At 62.8% G+C, this 24,068-nt stretch carries 21 protein-coding genes; 5 read left to right on the forward strand and 16 right to left on the reverse strand.

Annotation, left to right across the window (positions count from 1 at the left end; genetic code table 11):
- The first annotated feature begins 7 nt into the window (after positions 1 to 7).
- Both ACM26Y_RS19935 and ACM26Y_RS19940 read left to right on the forward strand, forming a co-directional pair.
- Positions 8 to 1,789 carry a DUF4012 domain-containing protein gene (locus ACM26Y_RS19935; RefSeq protein ID WP_416063716.1) on the forward strand — a complete coding sequence of 594 codons (1,782 nt, stop codon included), beginning with the start codon at positions 8 to 10 and terminating at the stop codon, positions 1,787 to 1,789.
- A 422-nt stretch (positions 1,790 to 2,211) separates the two neighbouring features.
- Entirely contained in the window at positions 2,212 to 3,270 is a 1,059-nt protein-coding gene (locus ACM26Y_RS19940) for a right-handed parallel beta-helix repeat-containing protein (protein WP_416061691.1), read from the forward strand.
- 63 nt (positions 3,271 to 3,333) lie between these two features.
- Here the strand turns inward: ACM26Y_RS19940 and ACM26Y_RS19945 are convergent, their stop codons facing one another.
- From ACM26Y_RS19945 to ACM26Y_RS19985, 9 genes are read right to left on the reverse strand one after another with little or no spacing between them, the layout of a single operon-like run.
- The gene (locus ACM26Y_RS19945; protein ID WP_416061692.1) at positions 3,334 to 4,383 is read right to left on the reverse strand and encodes a nitroreductase family protein; all 1,050 of its coding nucleotides are present in this window, start codon (positions 4,381 to 4,383) and stop codon (positions 3,334 to 3,336) included.
- On the reverse strand, positions 4,376 to 5,536 hold the full coding sequence (locus ACM26Y_RS19950; RefSeq protein WP_416061693.1) for a polysaccharide pyruvyl transferase family protein: 1,161 nt from the start codon (positions 5,534 to 5,536) through the stop codon (positions 4,376 to 4,378). The genes ACM26Y_RS19945 and ACM26Y_RS19950 overlap by 8 nt, the downstream gene beginning before the upstream one ends.
- A 2-nt stretch (positions 5,537 to 5,538) precedes the next feature.
- A complete protein-coding gene (locus tag ACM26Y_RS19955) occupies positions 5,539 to 7,107 on the reverse strand; it encodes a lipid II flippase MurJ (protein WP_416061694.1) in 1,569 nt (522 codons plus the stop codon).
- A gap of 19 nt (positions 7,108 to 7,126) precedes the next feature.
- Positions 7,127 to 8,311, reverse strand: coding sequence for a glycosyltransferase family 4 protein (locus ACM26Y_RS19960; RefSeq protein ID WP_416061695.1), 1,185 nt, complete (start codon positions 8,309 to 8,311; stop codon positions 7,127 to 7,129).
- Entirely contained in the window at positions 8,308 to 9,807 is a 1,500-nt protein-coding gene (locus ACM26Y_RS19965; RefSeq protein WP_416061696.1) for an O-antigen polymerase, read from the reverse strand. Before ACM26Y_RS19965 ends, ACM26Y_RS19960 begins: the two co-directional genes overlap by 4 nt.
- Entirely contained in the window at positions 9,807 to 10,928 is a 1,122-nt protein-coding gene (locus ACM26Y_RS19970; RefSeq protein WP_416061697.1) for a glycosyltransferase, read from the reverse strand. The genes ACM26Y_RS19965 and ACM26Y_RS19970 overlap by 1 nt, the downstream gene beginning before the upstream one ends.
- A gap of 8 nt (positions 10,929 to 10,936) precedes the next feature.
- Entirely contained in the window at positions 10,937 to 12,079 is a 1,143-nt protein-coding gene (locus ACM26Y_RS19975) for a glycosyltransferase (protein WP_416061698.1), read from the reverse strand.
- 48 nt (positions 12,080 to 12,127) lie between these two features.
- A complete protein-coding gene (locus ACM26Y_RS19980; protein ID WP_416061699.1) occupies positions 12,128 to 13,456 on the reverse strand; it encodes a UDP-glucose dehydrogenase family protein in 1,329 nt (442 codons plus the stop codon).
- Between the two features lie 39 nt (positions 13,457 to 13,495).
- A complete protein-coding gene (locus tag ACM26Y_RS19985; protein ID WP_416063717.1) occupies positions 13,496 to 14,986 on the reverse strand; it encodes a sugar transferase in 1,491 nt (496 codons plus the stop codon).
- A gap of 845 nt (positions 14,987 to 15,831) precedes the next feature.
- On the opposite strand from ACM26Y_RS19985, the gene ACM26Y_RS19990 reads away from it, so the two are divergent.
- Positions 15,832 to 16,764 (forward strand): UTP--glucose-1-phosphate uridylyltransferase, encoded by a 933-nt coding sequence (locus ACM26Y_RS19990; protein WP_416061700.1) that lies wholly within the window; start codon positions 15,832 to 15,834, stop codon positions 16,762 to 16,764.
- Positions 16,765 to 16,787: 23 nt separating this feature from the next.
- Here ACM26Y_RS19990 and ACM26Y_RS19995 read toward each other — a convergent pair whose 3' ends face one another.
- The 4 genes from ACM26Y_RS19995 to ACM26Y_RS20010 form a co-directional block, all read right to left on the reverse strand.
- Positions 16,788 to 18,107, reverse strand: a complete 1,320-nt coding sequence (locus tag ACM26Y_RS19995; protein ID WP_416061701.1) for a UDP-glucose dehydrogenase family protein — start codon at positions 18,105 to 18,107, stop codon at positions 16,788 to 16,790.
- 92 nt (positions 18,108 to 18,199) lie between these two features.
- Positions 18,200 to 19,441, reverse strand: coding sequence for a mannose-6-phosphate isomerase, class I (manA, locus tag ACM26Y_RS20000; protein ID WP_416061702.1), 1,242 nt, complete (start codon positions 19,439 to 19,441; stop codon positions 18,200 to 18,202).
- Positions 19,442 to 19,483: 42 nt separating this feature from the next.
- Positions 19,484 to 20,563 (reverse strand): sugar phosphate nucleotidyltransferase, encoded by a 1,080-nt coding sequence (locus ACM26Y_RS20005; protein ID WP_416061703.1) that lies wholly within the window; start codon positions 20,561 to 20,563, stop codon positions 19,484 to 19,486.
- Between the two features lie 109 nt (positions 20,564 to 20,672).
- Positions 20,673 to 21,323, reverse strand: a complete 651-nt coding sequence (locus ACM26Y_RS20010; RefSeq protein WP_416061704.1) for a hypothetical protein — start codon at positions 21,321 to 21,323, stop codon at positions 20,673 to 20,675.
- A 260-nt stretch (positions 21,324 to 21,583) separates the two neighbouring features.
- Here ACM26Y_RS20010 and ACM26Y_RS20015 point away from each other — a divergent pair, with 260 nt between their 5' ends.
- Together ACM26Y_RS20015 and ACM26Y_RS20020 are read left to right on the forward strand one after the other, a co-directional pair.
- The gene (locus ACM26Y_RS20015; RefSeq protein ID WP_416061705.1) at positions 21,584 to 21,760 is read left to right on the forward strand and encodes a hypothetical protein; all 177 of its coding nucleotides are present in this window, start codon (positions 21,584 to 21,586) and stop codon (positions 21,758 to 21,760) included.
- Positions 21,761 to 21,900: 140 nt separating this feature from the next.
- Positions 21,901 to 22,044 carry a hypothetical protein gene (locus ACM26Y_RS20020; protein ID WP_416061706.1) on the forward strand — a complete coding sequence of 48 codons (144 nt, stop codon included), beginning with the start codon at positions 21,901 to 21,903 and terminating at the stop codon, positions 22,042 to 22,044.
- Positions 22,045 to 22,125: 81 nt separating this feature from the next.
- On the opposite strand, the gene ACM26Y_RS20025 is transcribed toward ACM26Y_RS20020, so the two are convergent.
- From ACM26Y_RS20025 to ACM26Y_RS20035, 3 genes are all read right to left on the reverse strand, one after another.
- Positions 22,126 to 23,004 carry a hypothetical protein gene (locus ACM26Y_RS20025; protein ID WP_416061707.1) on the reverse strand — a complete coding sequence of 293 codons (879 nt, stop codon included), beginning with the start codon at positions 23,002 to 23,004 and terminating at the stop codon, positions 22,126 to 22,128.
- 318 nt (positions 23,005 to 23,322) lie between these two features.
- A complete protein-coding gene (locus ACM26Y_RS20030) occupies positions 23,323 to 23,628 on the reverse strand; it encodes a SelT/SelW/SelH family protein (RefSeq protein WP_416061708.1) in 306 nt (101 codons plus the stop codon).
- Positions 23,629 to 23,847: 219 nt separating this feature from the next.
- A complete protein-coding gene (locus ACM26Y_RS20035; protein ID WP_193788730.1) occupies positions 23,848 to 24,009 on the reverse strand; it encodes a hypothetical protein in 162 nt (53 codons plus the stop codon).
- Between the last annotated feature and the right edge of the window lie 59 nt (positions 24,010 to 24,068).

Genomic DNA, 24,068 nt, shown 5'->3' on the forward strand with positions numbered 1-24,068 from the left:
GCGCAAGGTGCGCCGGCGCAAGACCGACGAGCAGATCGCACAGGAGCGCCGCAAGCGCCGGAACATCGCGATCGGTTGCACCGCAGGAGCGGTCGTCGTCGTCGGAATGGGCGTCTGGCTGGCTTACGAAGGCCTGCAGGCCAAGTCGAGCCTCGAACAGGCCCGGGAGTACGCCACGAGCTCGAAAAAGGCTCTGCTGGCCGGTGATACCGAGACCGCGCTGCGCACCGCCGGCGACGCCGACAGGTACGCGAAGCAGGCGCAGGACTCCACCCACTCGCTGCCGTGGAGCATCGCCGCGGCGATCCCGTGGCTCGGCAGTCCGTTCGCCTCGAGTCAGCAGATGAGCGACGTTGTGACGGGTCTCACATCCGACGTTCTGGTCCCCGCCGTGGACGCAGGCTCGGCCGTCTCCCCCGATCAGCTGATCCTCGACGGCGCCCGCATCAATCTCGCCGCCCTGCGCGACGCCGCACCGGTCCTCGAGACCACCGCGGCTGCGGCCGCCGAGCTCGACGCCAGGGCGCAGAACATCGACGGCACCTACCTGGGCCTGATCGACGACGCGCGCGTCCAATTGCAGGACCAGACAGGCGAATTGTCCGGTTTGCTCCACAACACTTCCCTCGCGGCAGAGATCGCACCGGCCATGCTGGGCGCCGACGGGCCGCGCAGCTACTTCATCGGCTTCCAGACCAACGCCGAGGCCCGCGGCACGGGTGGTCTGCTCGGCGGGTTCGGCATCGTGCGTGCCGCGGACGGCGCGGTACGGGTCGACGACCTGGCGAGCAACCGGGAACTGCGCACCAACTACCAACCCCTCGATCTCGGCCCGGACTTCGCCCGTACCTACGGGCACAGCCGGCCGACGGTGGACTTCCGCAACAGCAACGTCAGCTCGCACTTCCCATACGCGGCGCAGATCTGGCAGTCGATCTGGCAACAGGAGTCGGGCGAACGCGTCGACGGGGCGGTCGCGACGGACCCCGTGGCACTCAGCTACGTCCTCGAGGTGGTCGGCCCGGTGACGCTGCCAGGCGGGGAGAAGATCACGGCCGACAACGTCGTTGAGCTGACCGAATCGACCGCCTACTCGCGATTTGCAGACAACAACGCCGCGCGCAAGCAGTACCTGCAAGACGTAGCAGCGGCAGTGGTCCAGAAGATGACGGGGAGCATCAGCCGGCCGCAAGCCCTGCTGGAAGCCCTCGGCCGTGCAGCGAGCGAGGGGCGACTCGCGGTGTGGAGCGCCAACCCGGGCGAGCAGGCCGTTCTTGCGGGAACACCGCTCGGCCACACCGTTCCCGAGGATTCCGCCCCGTACGCGGGCGTGGTCGTCAACAACTTGGGCGGCAACAAGCTGGACTACTACCTGCGACGCGAGATCGAGTACACCGCGGGCTCGTGCGATGGCGACACCCGGAACTCGACGGTCACGGTCCGCCTGAGCAACGACCTGCCTGCTGGTGAGTACACCAACTACGTGGCGGGTATGTTCGACAACCCGGTCGGAGCGCCGTTCGGCGCCAATCTGACAGATCTATCCCTCGTCGCCACCCAAGGCGCAAGGCTCGACAAGGTGACCGTGAACGGCACCCCGGCCATGAGCTTCACCGGCAAGGAACTGGGGCACCCTGTCTACAGCGTGCAATTTCCAGTTCCAATGGGCAGTAGCGTCGAGGTCAAATATGACCTCATCGAACCGACGAACCCCGGAAAAGCGCAAGTCCCAGTGCAACCCCTCGTCGATCAGCCGGACGTCAAACTCGACGTTCCTGAATGCAGTTGACCTGGAGCACCCAGGCACTCACGGCGATGGGCACCAGTGCAGATCGCCAGCGTCCGACAAACCCTGTGATCTCCTCAACTCCCAAAGGCATACCCATGAACGTAAATCGCCGAACAGTTCTCCTCTCCTCATTGGGTGGTGCGACCGCAGGAATCATCTCGGCTGTGGTCGGGAACTCCCTTATCGATTCTCTGACGACCTCTCCACGAAAGACCCGATGGCACTACCATGTCGATGAGTCGACCAGTACAGATGACATCAACGCGTGGTTGAGGGACCGCACAGACACTGGGACAAAGACTCTTTCCGGCGTCCATACCACGAGCACTCAACTCGTCGTACCATCAGACACCAGACTCGACCTGTCGGGATGCACCCTGATCCGAGGCCACAGCGCCGGTGGCAACGGAGGCGCCACTATCGTGAACTCCGACCAGGAAAAAGGGAACCACAACATCACAATCATCGGTGGAATACTGCTGGTTGCCCCCCACCATGTCGGCAAGCATTTCGGATTTGTCAATGTGTCCGAGCTCCGTATCTCCGACAACACAATCAAAGGAGCGGCTGGGGACTTCATGGCTGTTCTGAAGAACTGCAATAATGTATCCATCACCCGCCTGCAGTGGTCCGGCAGCAGCCGCCACGGCGAAGACGGTCTTCACCTATACGGCGGGAGCAACTACAACATCTCCGACTGTCACATCCGATCCGGGGATGACGCCTTGGCCTTGACGGTCGAAGCACCGGACAATACCGTGCTCGAGAATGTCAACGTAACCAATTGCAGCCTCAGCTCCACAATGGCTTCCGCCATCAAGATACATGCGAAGTCCAAGGCACGGGATGCCGCAGTTCGTTCCATTCACATCACCAACGTGAGCATTGTCCAGCCCGCACTAAACACTGGACATGACGCGATTCGGATGCTCGACGAATCCAGCGATGATAACAAAGTCCACAGCATCACACTGAGTAGCATCAGTATCGATAATTCGGGTGGGCCTGGAACGGGTGTGAGGGCGTCGGGGATCGATCAACTCAGGCTCGACAATATTTCCATTCGAAATATCCAGGGCCAATCGGTGTGGGTATCCGGCAAATCCCGGGACCACAAGGATCTGATACTGGAGAACATCCTGATGACCGATCAGAAGTCCGGAAGCGGGCCGGGAATCACAGTCTCCGAGGCGGAGAGGTTCACCATATCCACATGCGTGATCGATAACCCTGCAGCGCATGGGATTCTAGTCCGAAACTCCAACTACGGGATCATCCGAGGAAACACCATTTCGGGAAGTCCACAATCTGCAATCCGCATCGAGCACTCCTCTGACCTCACCTTGACGGCTAACGTACTACCAATGAACGAAAGCACGGTTACAGAAGTCGCAGACTCAAGCGGAAACTCGTACGACTCCGGGGTTGCGGGAAGCTCAGCCCGAAGGCCGGCTAGAATTGAACCGGCTGAGGGAGGCTGAATCCGCTGCGGATGCGTACTGCCTGGTCCGGCCGCTCTGGCCCAAGCAACCGGGCAGTGTGGGTCACACCCTGCCCTTGGGCAATCCAAAGGTTCGGATGGCGTCGACAGGAAGCTTCCCCGAATAGGGTGTCAATCCCTGCTCGTCGGCATACCCGAACAGAATCAGCATGACGACGCGCTCGTGCGGCTCCAGTCCGAGGAGCGACGCCATCTTCTTCTCGCGCGTGGCGATGTCGGGCCAGTTCACACAGCAAGACGAAACTCCTTGCGCCTGCAAGGCAAGGATGAATGACATAGCTGCGAGTGATCCATCGATGTAGATTAGGTGCCGGTCTCGCTCGTTCGAATAGGCCCCCAGATTGCCCACCAGCACCGCGACATTAGACACCTGCTCCGAGTACCCCGCGGTTCCCATCGCCACGCCCGCGACCAGCCTTGCGTTCTCAGGGTCGTCCATGATCCGCATCGTCCATGGCACGCGGTTGCAAGCCGAGGGTGATTCAAGCGCAACCATCAACGCCCTGTCGATTACGCCCCTATCCACGGGTTTCGAATGGTATGACCGGACGGACGTGCGGCTGACGGCGAGCGCTTCGAGCGCCTCGATCGACACGACGTCCTGGAGTGTCCCGACCTTGTACGGTGCGCTCTCTTGAATGGGCACATCGGGCCTCGCCAGATCCAGGAATTCGTCGCGGGCCGTCTTGATCCGCGCATTCGGCGAGGTCGACGTTGCGTCGAAGTACGCCGAAAGAACATCGAAGCACCACTTGAGTTCGATGTCGCTGAGTTCGCTTCCGGCCATACACTTTCCAAGGTCGCCAACCGTCGTCTCGATGTAGTCGACCGCAAACGTCTCGCGTCGAGGTCGCATACACAGGCCTTTTTCGAGCATGTGTACGTGTCGGCGCAGTGCAAACCGCTGACCCCGACTGCGGTCCACCCGGTAAAACTCGGCCGCGCCTGAGAACACCGCGTTCATCTCTCGGTTATGGGACGTGCCGAGGACCCGATATATCGCGCGACCGAGCCGACCGCCACGACGGAAAAACATGCTTCTCATCGATTCCCTGGCACTGACGAGAACAATCTTGACATCCTTCTTATCCATCAATTCCTCCCACCATCGCGCCGGACTGACTGCGCCACCCCAGATCCGATGCGATTTCGCTCCACATCGCGTTGTTCCGTGCCTTCAACTTGTCGGTCGCGAGTACTATGCGTTCGCGAGCGGATTCACTATCCACTGCACGGGCGATCAAGTCGCCGACGATGTCGCCAGGGTAGTAGGGATCAGCGACAAATTCCCTACAATCGAAATCCTCCGCCAACCATCGATACTTGTGGCTCCAACCATGCAGTATCGAAGGAACTCCTTGAGACAGCGAGCTGACTAGTGCGTGGTATCGACCGGACACCACGACCGAAGCCGCACCGAGAACTCCCTTGAGTTCCTGCCCGTTCAGTCCGCCGAGCACCTCCATTGCCGGAACCTGAGTACGGATCCTGTCCAGGATCTCACGATCACGTCGTCCTTCGTGACAGAGTCCCACCACACTCAATCCATGCTGCTGCATCACCAGCGACGCTTCTACGAGCCAATCTAGATAGCCGCTTGCATGAGCAGCGCTAGAGGCCCGCTCCATAATGTTCCAGTTCGGCACGATCACACCGAATCCGTTGTCGTGACGAGGTACGGCGTTCAGTGCCCCCTCTACACCGATGGTGAAGTCCGGCGAGGTGCTGATCCTAACCCCTTCAGACTCGCCGACCAGATTGCGCAGGTGATCGTATGAATCCATATCTCGGGCATAGACGATTCGACTCGACTGCACGGCAAGCTTGGCCGGTTCCGCCGTGAGCTCGAACGGGCCGAACGCCTGTGGGAGCATATAAACGGGAATTCCCTTCTTTGCCCACATTTCGTAGTTGCGCGCCCGTCTCATCAGGGGAGCATCGGCCCATTGGTCGCCGAATGCGAATCCCGTGATATCGAACACTGCGTCCACCTCGGAAGCGGTCACGAAGGGAAGGCGATCCCGCCAGCTGCCCTCAACTGCCCGACCCAGTCGCGGAAAAAACCCGACGCGCTCCTCGGCTAGCAGCGTATCGTAGCCGATCCACGCCTTTTGCCGCTGTGTGCCGAACCGTACCGGGATGACCGGCTGCGCGCCAAGATGCTGGCGAATTCCCGCACCTGCCGCGACGAGCATGAGATACGCACCTTGATTGAGAAAGTTTCCCCCAGTGACCAGTACCTTCATTGTCATAGTGAACCTCTCGAATTCTGTTCCCCCGCATGCGCAGGAACTTCGGACTTCCGGTGCCTACCCATGTATTGCTGCTTACTTGCGTGCCGACGCTTACCTGTGCGAGTTATCGCGATGACCGCTTCCCTGAGTTCCCGATTCAGCAGAACGTTCATACACCACACCGCGGCGACGCAGACACCTGCGGCAAGGGCGCTGGAAGTGCCGTTCGGAATGAGTGCGGATGCGGCGAAGATCGTGGCCAGCGTAGGGGAAAGGACCAGCAGACCCCGCAGCAGTGCTAGAACAACGCCAGCGAGCAGCGCGGCAGTAAGCGCCCCAAAGACAGCGCCGATCGAGACCGCTTTACCGAGGCCCGCCGCGCCGTAGGTGTCGACCAAGAATGGCCGCGCCACGATCGTGACTACGGCGGCGACCCCCACTGACAAGATCGCCTGGATGTTTGCCCCGCGCGCGTTGAGTGCCTTTGTCAAAACGTAACTGAGGAGGAGTCCCCCAATGCCCACACTCAGTCCACGCACAATCGAACTCGTGATGGCGACCGACGATTCGCCGAACTCCCCACGGCCAAACAACAGTTGCACTAATGGCCCGGACAGCAAGTAAAGCAGCGAGCCGCATAGGACGGCAAGAGCCAGCAGTGGCCTCGTTAATGCTGCGAGCCGTGCCCGAAACTCCGCCTCCGCGAGGACTGCAAATGCCGGCAGACTCGCGAGACCGATCGGCACCGCGAGCAGGAGGATCGCCGTGTCCGAAATAATGCGGGCGTAGTCGACGGCGGCAACGGCATCCACTCCTACGTCAGACGCTTCGATCTTTTCAGTAATGATGACGCTCTGAGAGAAGAGCGGCATCCAGATCAGCACCGATGCGCTCTTGAGGAAGGGCTTCGCACTTGAGAGGGCGTCTCGTGTAGACAGCGACTCGGTGACATCGTCCGACGAGAGGTAACCACGCCTCCGTATCCGCGCGACCGCCCAGGCCGCCATAAGCGCATACGCCACGGTAAATCCCCATGCAAGCAAGGAAGGCCGTCCGAGGCTGTAGCCGGCCACGATGCCGATGACAAGTCCGACGCTCTGACCCGACGCGCGCACACTGCTGATCCGATAGTCAGCGTTCGCCATCGCGAAATACCCGGCAATATTGTAATAGAGGTAGAATGGCGCACCGACAGCCATCGCGACGACCATCGACACCGTCAGATCGACAAAACTCGCGTCGAGCCCTGGTGCAAGAATTATGACGAACTGCTGGCCCAGCAGGATTGATCCGGAGGCGAACACCAAACCAATACAGATTAGTCCGACGCGCACGACTCGGTACAGCGCGAGTGCTCGCGCGTGATCATCCTTCCGCAGACGGGCCTCGTGAGGCAGGAACGCTCCGCTCAAGGCGTCCGTCGTGACGAGATTGAGGGGGGACAAGACCGCAGTTTGGGCCATTCGGTTGGCTGCCGCAACCTCCGAGGTCCCGTACAGGTAGGCGAGTAACCCCTCCCGAAAGACCCCGAGAAGCTTTCCCATGAGCCCGCCAGCGAAAAGACTGATTGCGCCGCGCAACATCAGTACTCAATCGATCGGGTCATAAATAAGTCCGCTCCGGCTTCCTATCGAGGAAGATCGTTCGGTACAGTGCGAGGTAGCGCTCCCTTTCCGTGTCGGCACTGTACTTTTCTCGAACCAGCCTTGCGGCGGCGGCACCGGTCGTCGGGTTTCGAATTGCACGAATGACGGCGTTGGCGATTTCCTCGCTTGTGGGTTTGGAAGCCAAGTAACCCGTCACCCCTTCCAAGATTTTATTGGGTATTCCGCCGACGGCGCACGCAACAATTACTCGGCCGTGCGACATCGCCTCCAGCGTGGTGAGGCTGCTTCCTTCGAAACGCGACGGCTGTACAAATAGGTCGGCATCTGCAAGGCCATTCCGGACCTCATCGTCAGAGCGGCCTCGCAGGATGCTCAGCGTCACGACCGGTTGGACCGCAGCCTTCGTCACCAATTCATCTGCTGCTGTCCCATCCCCAAAATGGATCCATTCCCAGCCCGCCGGCATGGCGTCGCGAACCGCGGGATTTTTCAACGCGTCCAGAAGAAGATCATATCCCTTGTTTCTGACGAGTCTGCCCACAGTCACGATCCTGAAGGTTTTCCGATCGGGCTCCTGCATCGGGTCGACGCTCGACAACGGCACGAGGTCTACTGCGTTAACGACACATTCGATGCGAGAGGCGCTGCAGCCGACGTGCCGCGCGATAACTGGCGCAAGAAGTTCGTCGGTGGCAATGATCTTGTCAGCGAACCGCCCTTTTCGTGCAAGGCGGCGAAGAAACAGCCGGTTTGGTACCCGCTTCAAAGAGAAGCTTCCGAATGCCTCCAACCCATGGGGATTGACGACGGTGCGGGCAGCTGCAAATCGGGCAGACCGATCGAGGACGCCTGCAGCCGCGCCGTGCAGATGCAGAATCTCTCGGTACCGATCCGACAGTGCGATCGATTCCCGCAATCGCTGAACCCAGAGCCAGTATGCAAGTCCGAAGGTTGGTCCACCCCCGGTGGAGAGTCCTGAGGGCCAAGGCACATCGACCACGTCCACACCGGGCGGGACGATTCCCTGCAAGGTATCCGACGCGGTGTAGAGCCGCACAGTAAGTCCTGCCGCCAGCATTCCCTCTATGTGACGAACGGCGGCGCGTTCCATACCCCCAACACCATCGCCGAATGCGATTTTTCTGATGCAGATATTCACGCGTAAGGGCTCGTTACTCATCGATCCACCACCCCGTTTTTCCACTCAACGGCACGATCGCGTGTCCGGTACACGATGTATCCGATCACGGCGACCGAACCCATGAAGATAACCTGCGCACCGAGCGGCCCACGCAAGAAGCCGAACATACAAACAGCAACTAGGACGCACATGTGCGCAGACGTCGACATGGGACGCAGGTAGTACGCCAGGTCAAGCCTGCCGGAAATGAAGCCGAAGGCGATCAGACCGGCTATGACCCCTATTATTCCGAAATCGATATAGAATTCGGACCAGATTGGCAGCGACAGATTCTGGAAGGAGTACCCACGCGCGCCGGCGACGTCCATGCTCGCCGGGTTGGCTTTACCTGCCCAGAGTGCGCGCGGAATAAAGAAGAGGCCCGCGGAAAGAACGTACTTCCCGAAAGTATGTCCGCTCTCGTCAACAAAGTAAATAGAGTTGATCAACTGCTGGTAACCGTCGTAATCAACAGTGAAGAACATGTCTGGGAACCCTCGAAAGGGGCTCGACTGGACCGATTCCCTCTTGAACCATGTGGCGAGAGGATACACGAATAGCAGTCCCACTACGCACACAAACGCAAACATCAAACGTCGCTTCGCGCTGTCGATGCGTACAGCCGCCAAGAGGACTGCCGCGATGGCACCGAAGGCGATGTAGCGCGAACTCGAGAATGGGTTTGCCAACAGCAGAATGAGGGAAATCCCCAAAACCAGGATGACTAGTGGTCCACCCCGCCCACGGCCAGTTCGACGTGCGTACTGGAAGAAATAGTGCGATGCCGCATATGCGGCAACTAGTGCGGCTGCCGCCGGAAGTCGGTTAAGCAAGAAGAGCTGGATGGTGTCACCGTCCGCCGCAGAAATACCGTTCTCCGCGAACGCGCTTCCAACATCGTCGCGGGTCGCGAAGCGGCCAGCAACTCCCCCCGTGATCGCGAGCACCGGCAACGCCAGAACGAGAGCCATTGCAAACGGAATCCACATTCGACCATATCCGGCCTCTCCACTCCCGGATTCTACCTGCGGCTCAGACCCCACCCTGTCGGATGTGATCTGCGCCGCCGTACGGCGAGCGATCAGCTTGCCTGCTATGAACGAGAGCAACGCGACGGTGGTGATCAGCTGGGCCTCGACGTAGAACTCGTCCATGAGCGAGTCGGGCCACGGCAACTGCTCCGCATCGAGCTGTGCCAGTGGGGCCACACACAGCCATACCAGCGAGAACGACCAGAAGGTCAGGGTGATTGGCCCGCTATCGCGACATCGGATCCCCCTCGCGATTTGCCGCATACAGATGAACGCATTAAGCAAGCCAACAGCGCTGGCTACGTTTAGATCTTGGACAAGGTTGTACCAGAGGAATAGCACACCCCCAAACGGCATCAAGATACTGAACGTTCCGCCAGCCGCCTTGGTGGGACTCGGCACCGCTGAGAACTCCGGGGATGAGGCAACGACTCGAGCACTCCCGTTATGATCCAGAATGCGCATCAGGACGACCTGTCGCCGACTAGCAGACCACGCGCTTGCTCGATTCTCCCGGACCACGAGTGGCCTTCCGCGAGCCTTGACAACATCGCAGACTGGTCGACCGTCCAATTCTGCAGCACGTCCGCTACCTCAGCCGAGAAGTTTTCGCTCTCAGCGATAACCACCCCTTCGGGGTTAGCGGCGACGACACTCTCAATCGGCGTGCAAACCACGGCCATTCCTGCCGCCATGTACTCGTACACCTTCAACGGGAACACGCCGCTCGTGTACTCGTTTATGTGGTACGGAATAATTCCGACCTTAGCCCGACCGCAGACAGCGGCAAGTTGGTCGAGCGACAGCCTTCCCAGATACTCAACGTTCGGATGGGATAGCAGTTTCTGCAACTCGTTTTCGCCCGACACGCCGTCGATGCTCACCGGGCCGGCCAACCGCACTTTGATTCCGCTGTTGACCAGGCCCTTCACGAGCTGGAAGTCGACCTTGGTGGGTGTGAGGTTCCCGGCGAACACGACCCGATCGTCACGCTCAAGTGACGCTGCTGACGAGAACCTCTTCACGTCTGCGACGTTCTGCCAAACCTGGGGACGACCGCCCAGCTCCGTGAGATGATTGGCAACACCCGCGCTGCTCGCGATCACATGGTCTGCGCGCGCAATCAGTTGCGCCTCCGCTGCGAGCAGTGCCTCTCTGGGCACTCCAGGAAGGGTGTGCAGCAGGTCGACCGAGTGGTACACAACCCTTGAGTGGAAATCCTCAAGTCCGTAAGTAAGGGGGGAGAAGGTCCACAGGACAGAGCCCGGCGTCGGCTCCAGCTGGCGCGCCAGGGTAGCACTGACGAGACGTCTATTGATCGCTCGTACTACTCCCGCTCCGTGGTATGGAATCACTTTCGGCGAGAATATCCGCACGTTCGGCACAGAGATCTCTCCACCGGAGCGTCGCAGACTCCTCCCGACCCGCGACGCGAGACGCGCCAAGTCCGCTTTGGATACGGTCGGCGCACGCAATCCCATCGATTCGATATACGAGACCTTCGTGTGCTCGGCCAGTCCAACAGCCATGTACTGCTTGTTCGTCCACACCGAACTGTGGAAGTCCGCTGTCGAGAGCACGGTCACGTCAGGAATCAAGATCCACCGCCCATGTTGGACGGAAGTGCCGCTCGATCCCGAATCCTCTCGGATCCGAGCCATTCAACGATGTTGCTGTTGAACCTGTGCGTATCGAATCGTCTCGCCTGCTCGACGCTAGCGTTAGGATCGCAGGACGCGGCGACAGCAGTCGCATCACGCAACTCGGTGGCGTCGTCGGGATCGCACAGTGCACCTGTCACCCCGTCGACGACAGTCTCCGACACCCCGCCGATTCGATTCCCTACCACCCGCGCTCCGGCAGCCATTGCCTCCACGGGCATGATTCCGAAATCCTCGACTGCTGTGAACACATAGACCGCACAACGTTGATACAGCGCGTACAGCAGCTCGTCATTGACTCGTCCGAGGAAATAGACTGGTACAGAGGATGTTTCAGCCATTGCCTCAAGACGTTCCCGGTCCGGCCCGTCGCCCGCAACGACAACCGGGGTGTCCGTCAGCCTACCTGCGTCGATAGCCGCCTCGATCTTCTTGTACCGAACAAGCCTCGACGCTGCGAGGACGAATTCGCGCGGTAAGGCATCAAGCGTCGCCCTATCCCTTGGACCCAGTACGCCGGCCCAATCGGCCACGGATTGGATCCGCTCGACATTCACGGGAGGGTAGATTACTCGCGCGTCAACGTGCCAGCACTGCCGAATCCGCTCGGCGACGAACCGACTGTTCGCCGCCAGTTCGGCGCCTTCCTGAGCGCGCGCTCGGTCGAGCGAACGGAACAGCGGCGCAACTGCGCGCACTGGTCCCGACGAACCCCGTTCGTCCAACTCTGGAACCCACAAGTAGCGAGCGGGCGTATGGACATACACGAAACGATCGATGTTCGGAGCATTGGCGAACCGTACGTGGTGTGCAAAGAGATGACTGCTCACCAATGCCCATTCGATGTTGGAGCATCGCCTCGTACGCCAGATCGCCGGCATGATCGGCAGTGACAGGGCTTTGCTCCGGCGCAGCGGCGTTCGAGCAAGTGCGCTCTCACGGACTCGTTCGGCACCGAATCGTCCCGGTGCGTCATCCCACAAGCAGATAACCGGCGCCGACGGAATCAACTCTGCGAATGCCTCGACAACATTCTCCGCGCCGCCGGTACGTTCGATCCATTCGTGGACTATCACACCGCCATTCATATCGTCACATCCCTGTCATCTCTCACAGACTGCGGATTACACTCGACCGAGAGCACGGAAGGCCCATCCTGCGTCTCTCCAGACCTGCGAGTCCAGGCAGTTCCGTCCATCGATGATGCTGGGGCGGCGAACCGCCTTCCGCAGGACCTGCGGATCGAGCACGAGGAATTCGTTCCATTCCGTCAGTACGAGGACGAGGTCGGCGTTCGCACACGCCTCGATTGCAGACGTCGCGTAATTCAGGGTGGGGAATACAGCACGCGAGTTTTCCATCGCCTTCGGGTCGAACACGTTCACCGAGGCTCCCTGAAGTTGAATCTGCCCCGCGATGCTGAGTGCTGGGGAATCACGGACATCGTCCGAGTCTGGCTTAAAAGCAGCACCGAGCACGGCAACGCTCGTCCCCAGGAGAGTGCCGCCGACGGCTTCACGGGCCAACTCGACCATCCGGGTGCGCCGCCGCATGTTGATGTTGTCCACCTCGCGCAAGAACGTCAGCGCTTCATCGGCACCGATCTCACCCGCTCGCGCCATGAAAGCACGAATGTCCTTGGGTAGGCAGCCGCCCCCGAAGCCGATTCCGGCGTTCAGAAAGCGGCGTCCGATCCGAGCGTCGTAACCAATGGCGTCAGCAAGCACAGAGACGTCTGCGCCGGCCATCTCACAGACTTCAGCCATCGCGTTGATGAACGAGATCTTGGTCGCCAGGAAGGCATTTGCCGCGGTCTTTACCAGTTCTGCCGTCGCCAGATCTGTCACGAGGAACGGTATGTCCTCACTCAGCAGGCGGGCGTAGACTTCTCGCGCAACTTCTTCAGCCCGACCTGGTCGGTTGCGGTCTACCCCCAGGACAAGACGGTCGGGATGGAGAGTGTCTCGGACAGCGTAGCCCTCGCGCAAGAACTCCGGATTCCAAGCTACGTCGACCTCCACACCGTTGGGCACCAGCTGTCGTACCCGGCGCCCAATGCGCTCGGCTGTCCCGACTGGAACTGTCGACTTGCCGAAAATAACGCTCGGTCGATCGAGGAGCGGTGCCAGCGTATCGACGACTGCATCGACGCAAGTGAGATCGGCGGCGTACTCGCCTCGCTTCTGCGGCGTCCCTACACCGATGAAATGGTTGTCAGCGAAGTCCGCGGCTTCCTCATACGAAGCGGTGAACCGCAAGCGGCCGTTCTCGATATTCCGCTTGAGGATCTCCTCTAAGCCAGGCTCATAAAACGGCACTTCGCCCGATCCGAGCTTTGCAAGTTTGGAGGTGTCGACGTCAACACCCAGAACCTCATGCCCGAGCTCAGCCATGCAGGCAGCGTGGGTCGCTCCCAAATATCCGGTGCCGAAGACAGCAATGCGACAACTCATGGAGGAAACTCCGACTTTCTCTGGAGAAGGACTTCGGTATCAGTACGCGCCATCGCTCGCGGCGACGGCCTTAATGGTCTTGCCGATAATCAACACATCCGAAACCATCGACCAGTTCTCCACATACGACAGGTCCAGACGAATGGACTCGTCCCATGAGAGGTCCGAACGTCCACTCACCTGCCAGAGTCCTGTGACGCCCGGTCGGACCAGCAGCCGGCGACGGATCATGCCGTCGTAGTTCTCGACCTCGCGTCGCAGCGGCGGACGTGGCCCCACGACACTCATCTCCCGACGGACGACGTTGATGAACTGCGGAAGCTCGTCAATGCTGTATCGACGGATGAACTTGCCGACACGGGTGATCCGTGGATCGTCACGCATCTTGAACAAGAGCCCGGCTCCCTCGTTTCGATCGAGGAGCGCATTGACCTGCTTGTCGGCGTCGGTGACCATCGACCGGAACTTGATCATGCCGAAGGGCTCGCCGTCGAGACCGATGCGTTCGGAGCGATAGAACACCGGGCCCTTGCTGTCCAGCTTGATGGCGAGCGCCACGAGGGCGAACACGGGAGCCAATAGCAAGAGAGCCGTGAGCGAGAACGCCAAGTCGAACGCGCGCTTTCCGCTTCGCTTGGCGCCGTGGTAGCTGGGCTTCTCCACATGGATGAGCGGCAGGCCGGCGACGGGTCGCATCTCCATGCGTGGACCTGCCACATCGACGACGCCGGTGGCCACGACGAGATCCGCCTCGTAGGGTTCGAGTTCCCAGACCAAGTCGCGGATGCCCTGGTGCCCTAGAGTTTCGGTTGCGGTCACTACTACCGTATCTGCGCCCGACTCGGCCAGGGCATTCACGACTGAACACTCGTCGCCATAGATGGCGATCCGATTCCCGTCCACCTCGATGGACTCACCGCGTGCGCCGGCGTAGCGCGGAACGCAGACTCCGACCACTCGATAGCCGTCGGATGCTCCGCGCTGGAAGGTCCGCGTCATGTGGCGTACCGCGTGCTCGCTGCCGACGACGAGGACCGAGGTCTGGAATTCGCCACGGCTTCGCTTCCGTGCCACGACCCGTCGCCATATCCATCGGCTGAAGATCAGCATCATGAGCCCGGCGGGCAGTGCGATGGCGAGGTAGCCGCGGGCCAGGTCGAGCTTGAAGACCAGCGAGACGATCGCGATGGCCCCGAAAAGCCGCAGCGTTCCGGAGATTACACGTTGGTACTCCTCGTACCCGCTGCCGATTACGCGGCGCGACCGGGTACGGAAGAGTATGAGAGTCCCGATCCATGCCGCTGCTAGGCATACCGACACGACGGCGTAGTTCAACTCACTGAACGAAGTAGCCGTGAGCAAGTCCGCCTCACCGAAGCGAACGACGTGCGCAAGGACGACGGCCACGACGACGATGACGTTATCAGTCCAGAACAGTCGCCGGACGTACGCGTTCTGCCAGGACCATCGGGTGTTGCCGGAGCGGTCTCCGACCAAGTAGGGGCCGTGCCTGACCGGCACCTCGCTCATCGAGTCGGCCGTGGTGTGCACCCGGTCCGACTGATCCACTGCTGAATTCATTCCGTTCCCTCCCCGAGCCCCACACGGGCGAGTTGCCCGTATTGGTGCGATCACCTCGGACGGAACACGCAGACGGCCTCGATGGTGTGCACGTACCTCCCCGTACCGCACACATCTCAAACCTGCGTTGCCCTCGGTAAGGAACATCTTGGGTCATTCGGCCGCGACTCGCATCTCGATCGGGACACGACTGGGACTGCCGCTGACACACTTTGACCTGCGGAAACTACCTACTTCTCAGTAACTTCTCAGCAAGTACCAGGTCAGACGGTATGTTTGCGCTTTAGCTGCGCCAACCGTTCGGTGGCAAGCTATTTTTCGTTACAGTGTGAAATGTCACACAACGCCAGGACACGAGGTGCATTCGTCACCTAGTTGGACGACTGACCAGTTCATCCGAACGTACAGACAGCAGGACGCAAACGCTAGTACATAACCGGTATTCACGGTGCAAGATTTCGAATCGCGAAGGAGCGAGTCCCGCTGTGTTCACCGGCACGGCAGTGCGGGCAAGCTCCACGAGGGCAACCGGCGAGTCCGACATGCCTTGACCTGGAGGGATCTTCGGCAAGCATTGGCGACGGCGCGAACTGCTGCTCCAGCGCCCCCGAGGTCGCACAAGTAAGTCGCGAATTTCGCTCGATGGGTTAAACTTCGCACAATCGCGCATTCTGCGGCAACTCTCCCACCGCAATGGCTCGGGCGCGTACCTATTTCGATCGATATTTCCGTTCCCGTGGGCATGGTCCGCCAACGAGCGTCCGATTGCCCCAATCGAGAGACGAGGTGTCGCCATGGGCGAATTGATCGCCGAGAATCCGTGCGTATTCAAGACCGCGGTGGTGCCGGCCGCCGGCATGGGCACGCGGTTCCTGCCCGCCACCAAGACGGTTCCCAAGGAACTTCTGCCGGTCGTGGATACCCCCGGTATTGAATTAGTCGCGTCGGAGGCTGCCGAGTCGGGTGCGGGCCGCCTCGTCATCGTCACCGCACCGGGCAAGGCCGGCGTGGTCGCGCACTTCGTCGAAGACCTGGTCCTCGAGAATCACCTCGAAGCGAAGGGCAAGCACCACCTGCTCGAAAAGGTGCGCAAAGCACCGAGGTTGCTCGACGTCGAATCCGTCGTGCAAGCCGAGCCGCTCGGGCTCGGGCACGCCGTCGGGTGTGCCGAGCAGGCCCTCGACGACGACGAGGACGCCATCGCGGTCCTCCTTCCCGACGACCTCGTCCAGCCTTGCGGCGTCCTCGAAGTGATGGCCCGTGTCCGCGCCAAGCGCGGTGGCACCGTCCTGTGCGCCATCGACGTGCCCAAGTCCCAGGTCAGTTCGTACGGCATCTTCGAAGTACAGGAGGTTCCTGGTGTCGCGAACCCCGACGTGATGCAGGTGCTCGGCATGGTCGAGAAGCCGAAGCTCGAGGACGCGCCCTCCACCCTCGCCGCGGCCGGCCGTTACCTGCTCGATCGCGCGATCTTCGATGCGCTGCGCCGCGTGAAGCCCGGAGTGGGCGGTGAATTGCAGCTCACCGACGCCATCTCGCTGCTCATCGACGAGGGTCACCCCGTTCATGTCGTGGTCCACCGTGGCTCGCGGCACGACCTCGGCAATCCCGGTGGCTATCTGCGAGCCTGTGTCGACTCTGCCCTCGCCAGTCCGGAGTACGGCCCGATGCTGCGGTCATGGCTGACGGACCGGCTCAAGCAGATCGACCCCGACGCACAGCAGTAGGGGCTGGGCCACCGGCGAAACTCTTATCGGCCCATGCCGTGATAGCGCCAGCCATGGGAACGCCAGCGCTGGGCGTCGAGGCAGTTGCGCCCGTCCAGAACGGTGCGCGCTCGAACCACTGCGGCGATCTCTTCCGGATCCAGGTCTCTGAACTCCCGCCATTCGGTGAGTACCAGCACCGCGTCGGCACCCTTGCACGCGTCGGAGATGTCGGCCGCATAGGTGAGAGTGGGGAACAGCCGTCGAGAGTTCTCCATTGCCTTCGGATCGAAGACCGTCACGGCTGCGCCCTGCAGTTGGAGTTGTCCGGCGACGTTGAGTGCCGGCGAGTCCCGGACGTCGTCGGAGTCGGGCTTGAAGGCCGCGCCAAGAACTGCGATGCGGGTGCCCAGGAGCGATCCGCCGCACGCTTCCCTCGTCAGCTCCACCATGGTGCTGCGGCGCCCCATGTTGATGCCGTCCACCTCCCGGAGCAGGTGGAGAACGTTGTTGGCACCGAGTTCGCCGGCCCTCGCCATGAACGCTCGAATGTCCTTCGGGAGGCACCCACCTCCGAATCCGAGGCCGGCGTTGAGGAATCGCCGTCCGATCCGGGCGTCGTAGCCGAGCGCGTCGGCCAGCTCGACCACATCCGCGCCGCTCGCGTCGCACACCTCGGCGACGGCGTTGATGAAGGAGATCTTCGTCGCCAGGAATGCGTTCGCAGCAGCCTTCACGAGTTCGGCGGTGGCGATGTTCGTGACCAGGAAGGGCACGCCCTCGGCGATCTGGCATGCATAGAAGTCGCGCAGGGTCGCTTCGGCTCGCCCGCCGCGACTGCGGTCGACCCCGACGACCAGCCGGTCCGGGGTCAGGGTGTCGCGTACGGCGTACCCCTCGCGCAGGAACTCGGGGTTCCACGCCACCTCTACGCCGTCGCCGGCCGGTGCGGCGCTTCTGGCACGCTCCGCCAGCTGCTCGGCCGTGCCGACCGGCACCGTCGACTTCCCGACGATCAGCGCCGGACCGGTCAGGAGCGGGGCGAGCGCGTCTACGACCGCATGCAGCTGGGACAGATCCGCGGCGAATTCGCCGCTCTTCTGCGGGGTGCCGACACCGATGAAGTGCAGCTCCCCGAAGTCGGCGGCCTCGGCGTAGGACGTCGTGAAACGCAGCCGTCCGCTGTCGAGATTGCGTCGCAGTACCTCTTCGAGTCCGGGCTCGAAGAAGGGCACCTCCCCTGCCGTCAACTTCGCGATCTTCCCGGCGTCGATGTCGACGCCCAGGACGTCATGCCCCAGTTCTGCCATGCAGGCGGCATGAGTGGCACCCAGGTATCCCGTGCCGAAGACTGTGCAGCGCATGCACCCAGAGGTACCCAGTAAGGGTGTTCAGCACACCGATGCACGCTGAGGTCTGAACCAACAGTGCATGAAGAGTAGGCGCTGTCGGCCGATCAGGCCGATTCGGACCGAACCGGCGAGGTTGCCACAAACACCGTCGCGTGAGAGCTCCGGACGACGAGTTCGGGGTCCGAGCTCGGAACCCACGCCGCCTCCCCCTGCGCGAGGTTCAGTACCGTATCACCACACCGCAGCTGCACCGATCCCTGCACACACAGCAGGATCCGTGGGATCGCGCCGGCGAATGCGGCAATGGCGGGTTCTGGCGTGCCCGAGTTGTGCAGCCTCACCCGCCACAACTCGAACTCGTGCACCGGCGGTGCGTACAGGCGTTCGTGTCCGTCGCGGCGTGCACGCACCCACGGCACACCCACCGAGTCGAAGTCGAGCACGCGCAGCAGTTCGGGTACGTCCACGTGTTTGGACGTGAGCCCGCCGCGGAGCACGTTGTCCGAGTTCGCCATGATCTCCACGGCGGTGCCCCGCAGGTACGCGTGGAGGTTGCCCGCCGGGAGGAACAAGGCGTCACCCGGCTCCATGCTCACCCGGTTGAGCAGGAGTGAGGCGAGGACGCCGGGGTCCTCCGGATACGCGAGACCGAGCTCGAGGGCCGTCCGCGCCGCGACGGTGAACTCGTCCTCCGACCCGGATCGTGCTTCGAGGTAGCGCTCACAGCCCGAGAGGACGGCGTCCGTCAGCCCCACGAGCGATTTGGTCGGCAGCGTCATCCATGCGGTGAACAGGGCGCGGAGCCCTGTTGCATCGAGGTTGTCACCGAGTTCGGAGGCGTACGGCGTCAACTCCGACACCCCGAGGTCGCGGAGGAACTCGACCGTCTCGGTGGGTTCCCGGAATCCGGCCAGCGCCTCGAACCGGCTCAGCGCGACGACCATCTCGGGCTTGTGGTTGTCGTCGCGGTAGTTCCGGTGTGGGGCATCCAGCGGAATACCTGCCGCGTTCTCGCGCGCGAACCCTTCCCGGGCCTGTGCCCGGCTCGGGTGCGCCTGCAACGAAAGCGGCTGCTCGGCCGCGAGGACTTTCAGCAGGAACGGCAGCCGGCCGTCGAACTGCCGAGCGCAGTCCGGTCCGAGCTGACCTTCGGGGTCGCGAGCGATGAGATCGCACAGCGGCACCGCGGCATCTTCGGTGTCCACCGTCGCCGGGGCCACCGGATGGGCACCGAGCCACAGCTCGGCCTCCGGCTCCTCGGTCGGCGCAGGCCGGCCGGTCAGCTCGGCCAGCGCGGTGTGCGAACCCCACGAATAATGTCGAACGGCCCCGCGAAGCGGATACATCGAACTCCTCTCCGGAACCGGATCAGCTTGCCCTGCATGTCGCTACACGTCGGTCGAGAATCGGACCCCGCCGTCCGGCAACACGACTCCCGGCCACACCCGCGCCCCGCGCAGCAGCTCGCAGCGGGCACCGACCTCGGCGCCGTCGCCGATCACCGCGTCCCGGACGAGTGCGCGCGGCCCGATGCGGGCTCCGAATCCCACGATCGACCGCTCCACCACCGCCCCGGCGTCGATGCGCGCGCCGTCGAACACGGCAACACCGTCCAGGCGGGCACCGCCGCCGACCACGACGTCGCGGCCGATCACTGTCCCACCGATCAGCATCGCGCCGGGCGCGACCCGAGCGGTGGGGTGCACGCGGGATTCGCCGCACTCCCCCGCGAGCACCGGCGACGGCGCGATGCCGCGCACCAGGTCGGACGAGCCCTGCACGAAGTCACCGGGCGTGCCCATGTCCCGCCAGTAGGCGGAGTCGACGTGCCCGAACACGCGTGCGCCGTCCACGAGCAACGCCGGGAACATCTCTCGCTCCACCGAGACGGGACGTCCGGCCGGGATCTTCTCGATCCACTCGCGGCGGAACACGTAGCAGCCCGCATTGATCTGATCGGTCGGCGGATCCTGCGTCTTCTCCAGGAACGCCGTGACCCGTCCTTCTGAATCGGTGGGCACACACCCGAAAGCCCGTGGATCGGCGACGCGCACCAGGTGCAGCGTCACATCGGCGTCGTTGGTCTCGTGCGTGTGCAGGATCTCGCGCAGGTCGCTGCCGCCGAGCACGTCGCCGTTGAACACCATGACGTTGTCGGCGCGCAGCTGCGGGAGCACGTTCCGGATTCCGCCGCCGGTGCCGAGCGGTTCGGTCTCGGTCACGTACTCGATCTCGAGGCCGAGGCTCATGCCGTCCCCGAAGTGCTCCTCGAAGACCTCCGCCTTGAACGAGGTACTGAGCACCACGTGAGTGATGCCGGCTGCCTTGATCCGAGCCAGCAGGTGCGTCAGGAACGGCACGCCCGCGGTGGGCAGCATGGGCTTGGGAGCCGACAGGGTGAGGGGACGCAGTCGGGTTCCCTTGCCTCCGACCAGGATCACCGCATCCGGTGCGTGTTCTGCATTCATGATTCCCCCGGTGCGACGCATGAGCGAGACGTGCGCGCACGAAGTCGTCGTCCCGGAAGCACGCCGTGGCGACATCCCGTCAGGGGATGCCGCCAGCGGGCGCTCGGGATCAGCTCTGCGAGAGGTCCGGCAGTCCGCCGAAGAGGTCGATCACGAGACCGATCAGTTCCTCGGGGGTGTCGATGATGTCGTCGGTGCTCGGCCCGTCCTCGGCCTCGGCCTGCGGCACGGTGCCCTCGGACTTGGTCGGCGCGGACTGCGCGGCCGGGGCCGCGGGCGCCGGAGCGGCGCCGTCACCGGCGATGTTCACGACGATCGGATCCTGGAACGGCGCTCCGGAGCGGAGGCCGACGTTGTCCCACTGGGTGCCGGCAGCGTCCTGGCAACCCCAGTACACGTAGTAGGTGCCGGCGGCGATGGGCTGCGGGCCCTGCGAGACGGGCTGGCCGTCCTGCACGAAGGTGATCGCGGAGGTGCTGGTGTTCTCGATGGAGAACTTCGAGCCCGGAGCCTGCGCGTCCGCGCGGCCCGACGGGTCGGCGGCGTCGAGGCCGCTCTGCTTGGTCGACACGTACGACACACAGGTGACGCCGGCAGACACGTCGACCCCGGCGAAGTCGAAGTCGACGGTGATCGAGCCCGGCGTGCCCGAGGCCGAGACGTCCGGATTGCCTGCGGCGGACGCGGTCCCCGGCACGAACAGCGCCAGCGCTCCCACCCCGGCCACGGTCACGGCAGTCTTCTTCAGAACGGATTGCATCAAAGCTCCCTCGAGTACGGCGTCTCCGCGAGAAGTCGCGGCGTCCACTTCGACCCCCCGGTCGGAATGTTCGGAGACACCGTAACCCGAGGCGGCCTCACATGCGAGTCGGTCGGTCTGTTTCCGGCGGCGCCCCAACGCGCCCGCACCCCACGCCTCCAATCTGCACTCTCGGTGTCGTTTCAGCGGACTATTCCAGTCCGCGCCCGTCGCCGCGGACAAAACGATGGACTCGGTCGGCATCGTTTAGGGTTCGACGCATGGACATCGTCTTGTGCCTGTTGGTGCTGTGGGCAGCGCTGTCGGTGCTGGTCGCGGTCGTGGTCGGTGACGCCGTCCGGCTCAGGGAGGAACGGTCCCGCCCGACGCGCGCCGCGGACGCGCCGGCCGCGCCGACCAGGCCCGAAACGATCGTCCGGACCCCGGTCGGAGTCTGAACACGTCCGCCTCGGTCCTATCCGGCCACGGGAAGGGATACCGGATCGGCAGCGCCGATCACGCCGCCCGGCGCGGGAAGCGGAACCAGAGCGCACTGACTGGACCCGGACGTGAGGGCGCAGATCGCGGCAGGAAGAAGGTGGGGAAGCAGATCGGTGCTTCCGGTGGCCGCATTTGCGGTGGCCGGTACGGCGACGGTGATCGCGGCACAGCCCAGGATGCCGACGAGAAGACGCTTCACGAAGACCTCGATTCGAAGAGGAAAGACCTGACGGTCGGTTGAATCGGGCAAATCCTCGAAACGTTACGTCTGCGAAGGACAGCGCTGCACGAGAGCAGCACCCGCAGTGCCCGGCCCTCGACGTCACGGCGTAGGAGCGCGCTCCCGCGAGAAGAAGACCGGAACCACGAGGACGATGATCAGGCCCACCCCGGCCAGGGCAGCAGACCACGCATTCAAGCGACCTTCCCGCTTCTCGAATTCGACACTCTGTTGCGCGGATTCCGCTATTGCGTTGTTTCGTTCGAGAACCGCCCGCCGGAATTCGTCGACTTGGATGAGGAACAATTCGACTGCGCGGGGCTGCAGAGCCGGGTCTGTCGCGGCCGGCGCGGTCGGCGGGGTGGGCATGGCAGGAATGTCGGGAGGGCGCGGACTGCTGACGAAAGGGGCGACGATGAAGATGAGCCCCACTGCCAGACTGAGCACACTCGCCTGAATGAAGTACCGTCGCTGCCCCGTCGCGCGATTGACCCATTCCATGAAGAAGATCAACCTCTGCATCTGGTGGTTGTGGAGGGTGCCCACCGGTGGCTGCAGCGTGGATCGGCTCGCCGGCATGAGGAAGGCCAGATAGAACCCGGAGAAGGCGACGGCCATACCCAGGAAGAGCGGGGCGAAGACCCCGCGCAGAGGTAGCGAATTGTCGGTGACGGAAAACGAGACACCCAGCACGCCGATATAGATGGTTCCGATGGCAGCGGCGGCGGTCTGCACGAATTTAGCGCTGTCACGGCTTCGCTCGAAACCGCCCTTCGATGCGTCGTACAGGTTCTCCTGGAACACCTTCCGCAGTTCGTACTCGGCAGCCCAGCCGGCCATCTGGAAATCGGTCGTCGCCTTGTCGAGTGCGGCGCGACGCTCCTCCTCCGCGCGCTCGGCCTCCAGCCGGAGCCTTTCGAGTTCCTGCGAAGGCCTCGTGGCAGGACTCCACGATCGCACCACGGCGAGCGGGGATCTCAATCGGCTTCCTCGGCCGACTTGGACGGCATCACGTAACTGTCCGGAATTCCCCACGCTCGGCCCTGGCAGTGCATATGCACGTCGCCTCGGAATTCCTCCGCCGGGAAGAATTCGTTCTCGGCTTCGCACCACTTCTGACCGACTGGCATGGCCTGAGTGTGCTCCCGAAATCCGGGGACGGACATTGCGCAGCCGCAACGAGTGGGTATCGATACAGAGCACGGCATCCACTCCCCCCATCGACGACGAGCGAAACACGGGCGCGGCCGGAAGGCGGCCGTTCCGACGACACCGGCGCCGGATACGGCCGTGGAAACCCTACTCCTGCGTCCGGCGCGCAGCGTCCCCGTGGCCGAGATCCCGCTCGGGATCGACGACGTCCCGCACCCGTTGCTTGAGCGTGACGATGTCGGGGAAACCGCCGTCGACCTTGCGGTCCCACACCGTCCGGTCGCCGGCGGTGACGACGAAGATCCCGCCGGTGCCGGGTACGAGGGCGACCTCGCCGAGATCCGTGCCGAAGGTGTTGAGCAGTTCCTGCGCCATCCAGCCGGCCCGCAGCAGCCAGTTGCACTGTGTGCAGTAGGTGATGGTGATGCGGGGTGCGGTGCGCGGCTCGGTCACCGCCCGAGCGTATCGGCCGGCCGCCCGAAGAAGGTGAGGCCCCGCCGACCGTGGTGGCGAATCGGCGGGGCCTCGTCGCGAGCCGGTGATGGGGGGTAACCGGCTCGCGAGTTGTCGCCTTCGCAGGGGGGACAGGAAGGCGACACGGAAACACTAGTCCTATAGATAGTTACTCGCGAGTACAAATGATCTTGTGCCGGTCGGCGCGGTGACGCGCGGTCAGGACTGGGTGCTGTGACGGTCGCGTTCGCGCTCGGCGCGCTGGATCTCGACGAGGGATTCCTCGGTGTCGGCGACGCGCAGGACCCTGCCCAGCAGCAGGCCGAGCGCCAGCGAGACGATCAGCCAGGCGACGAGGATCGCCGCAACCCACCACCACATACACCCAGTGTGTACGAAGTTCGTCGCCGATGGGTAACGCGGACGCAAGTGTGACCGAT

This window comes from Rhodococcus indonesiensis (genome assembly GCF_047782815.1).
GTDB classification, from domain to species: Bacteria; Actinomycetota; Actinomycetes; order Mycobacteriales; family Mycobacteriaceae; genus Rhodococcus; species Rhodococcus indonesiensis.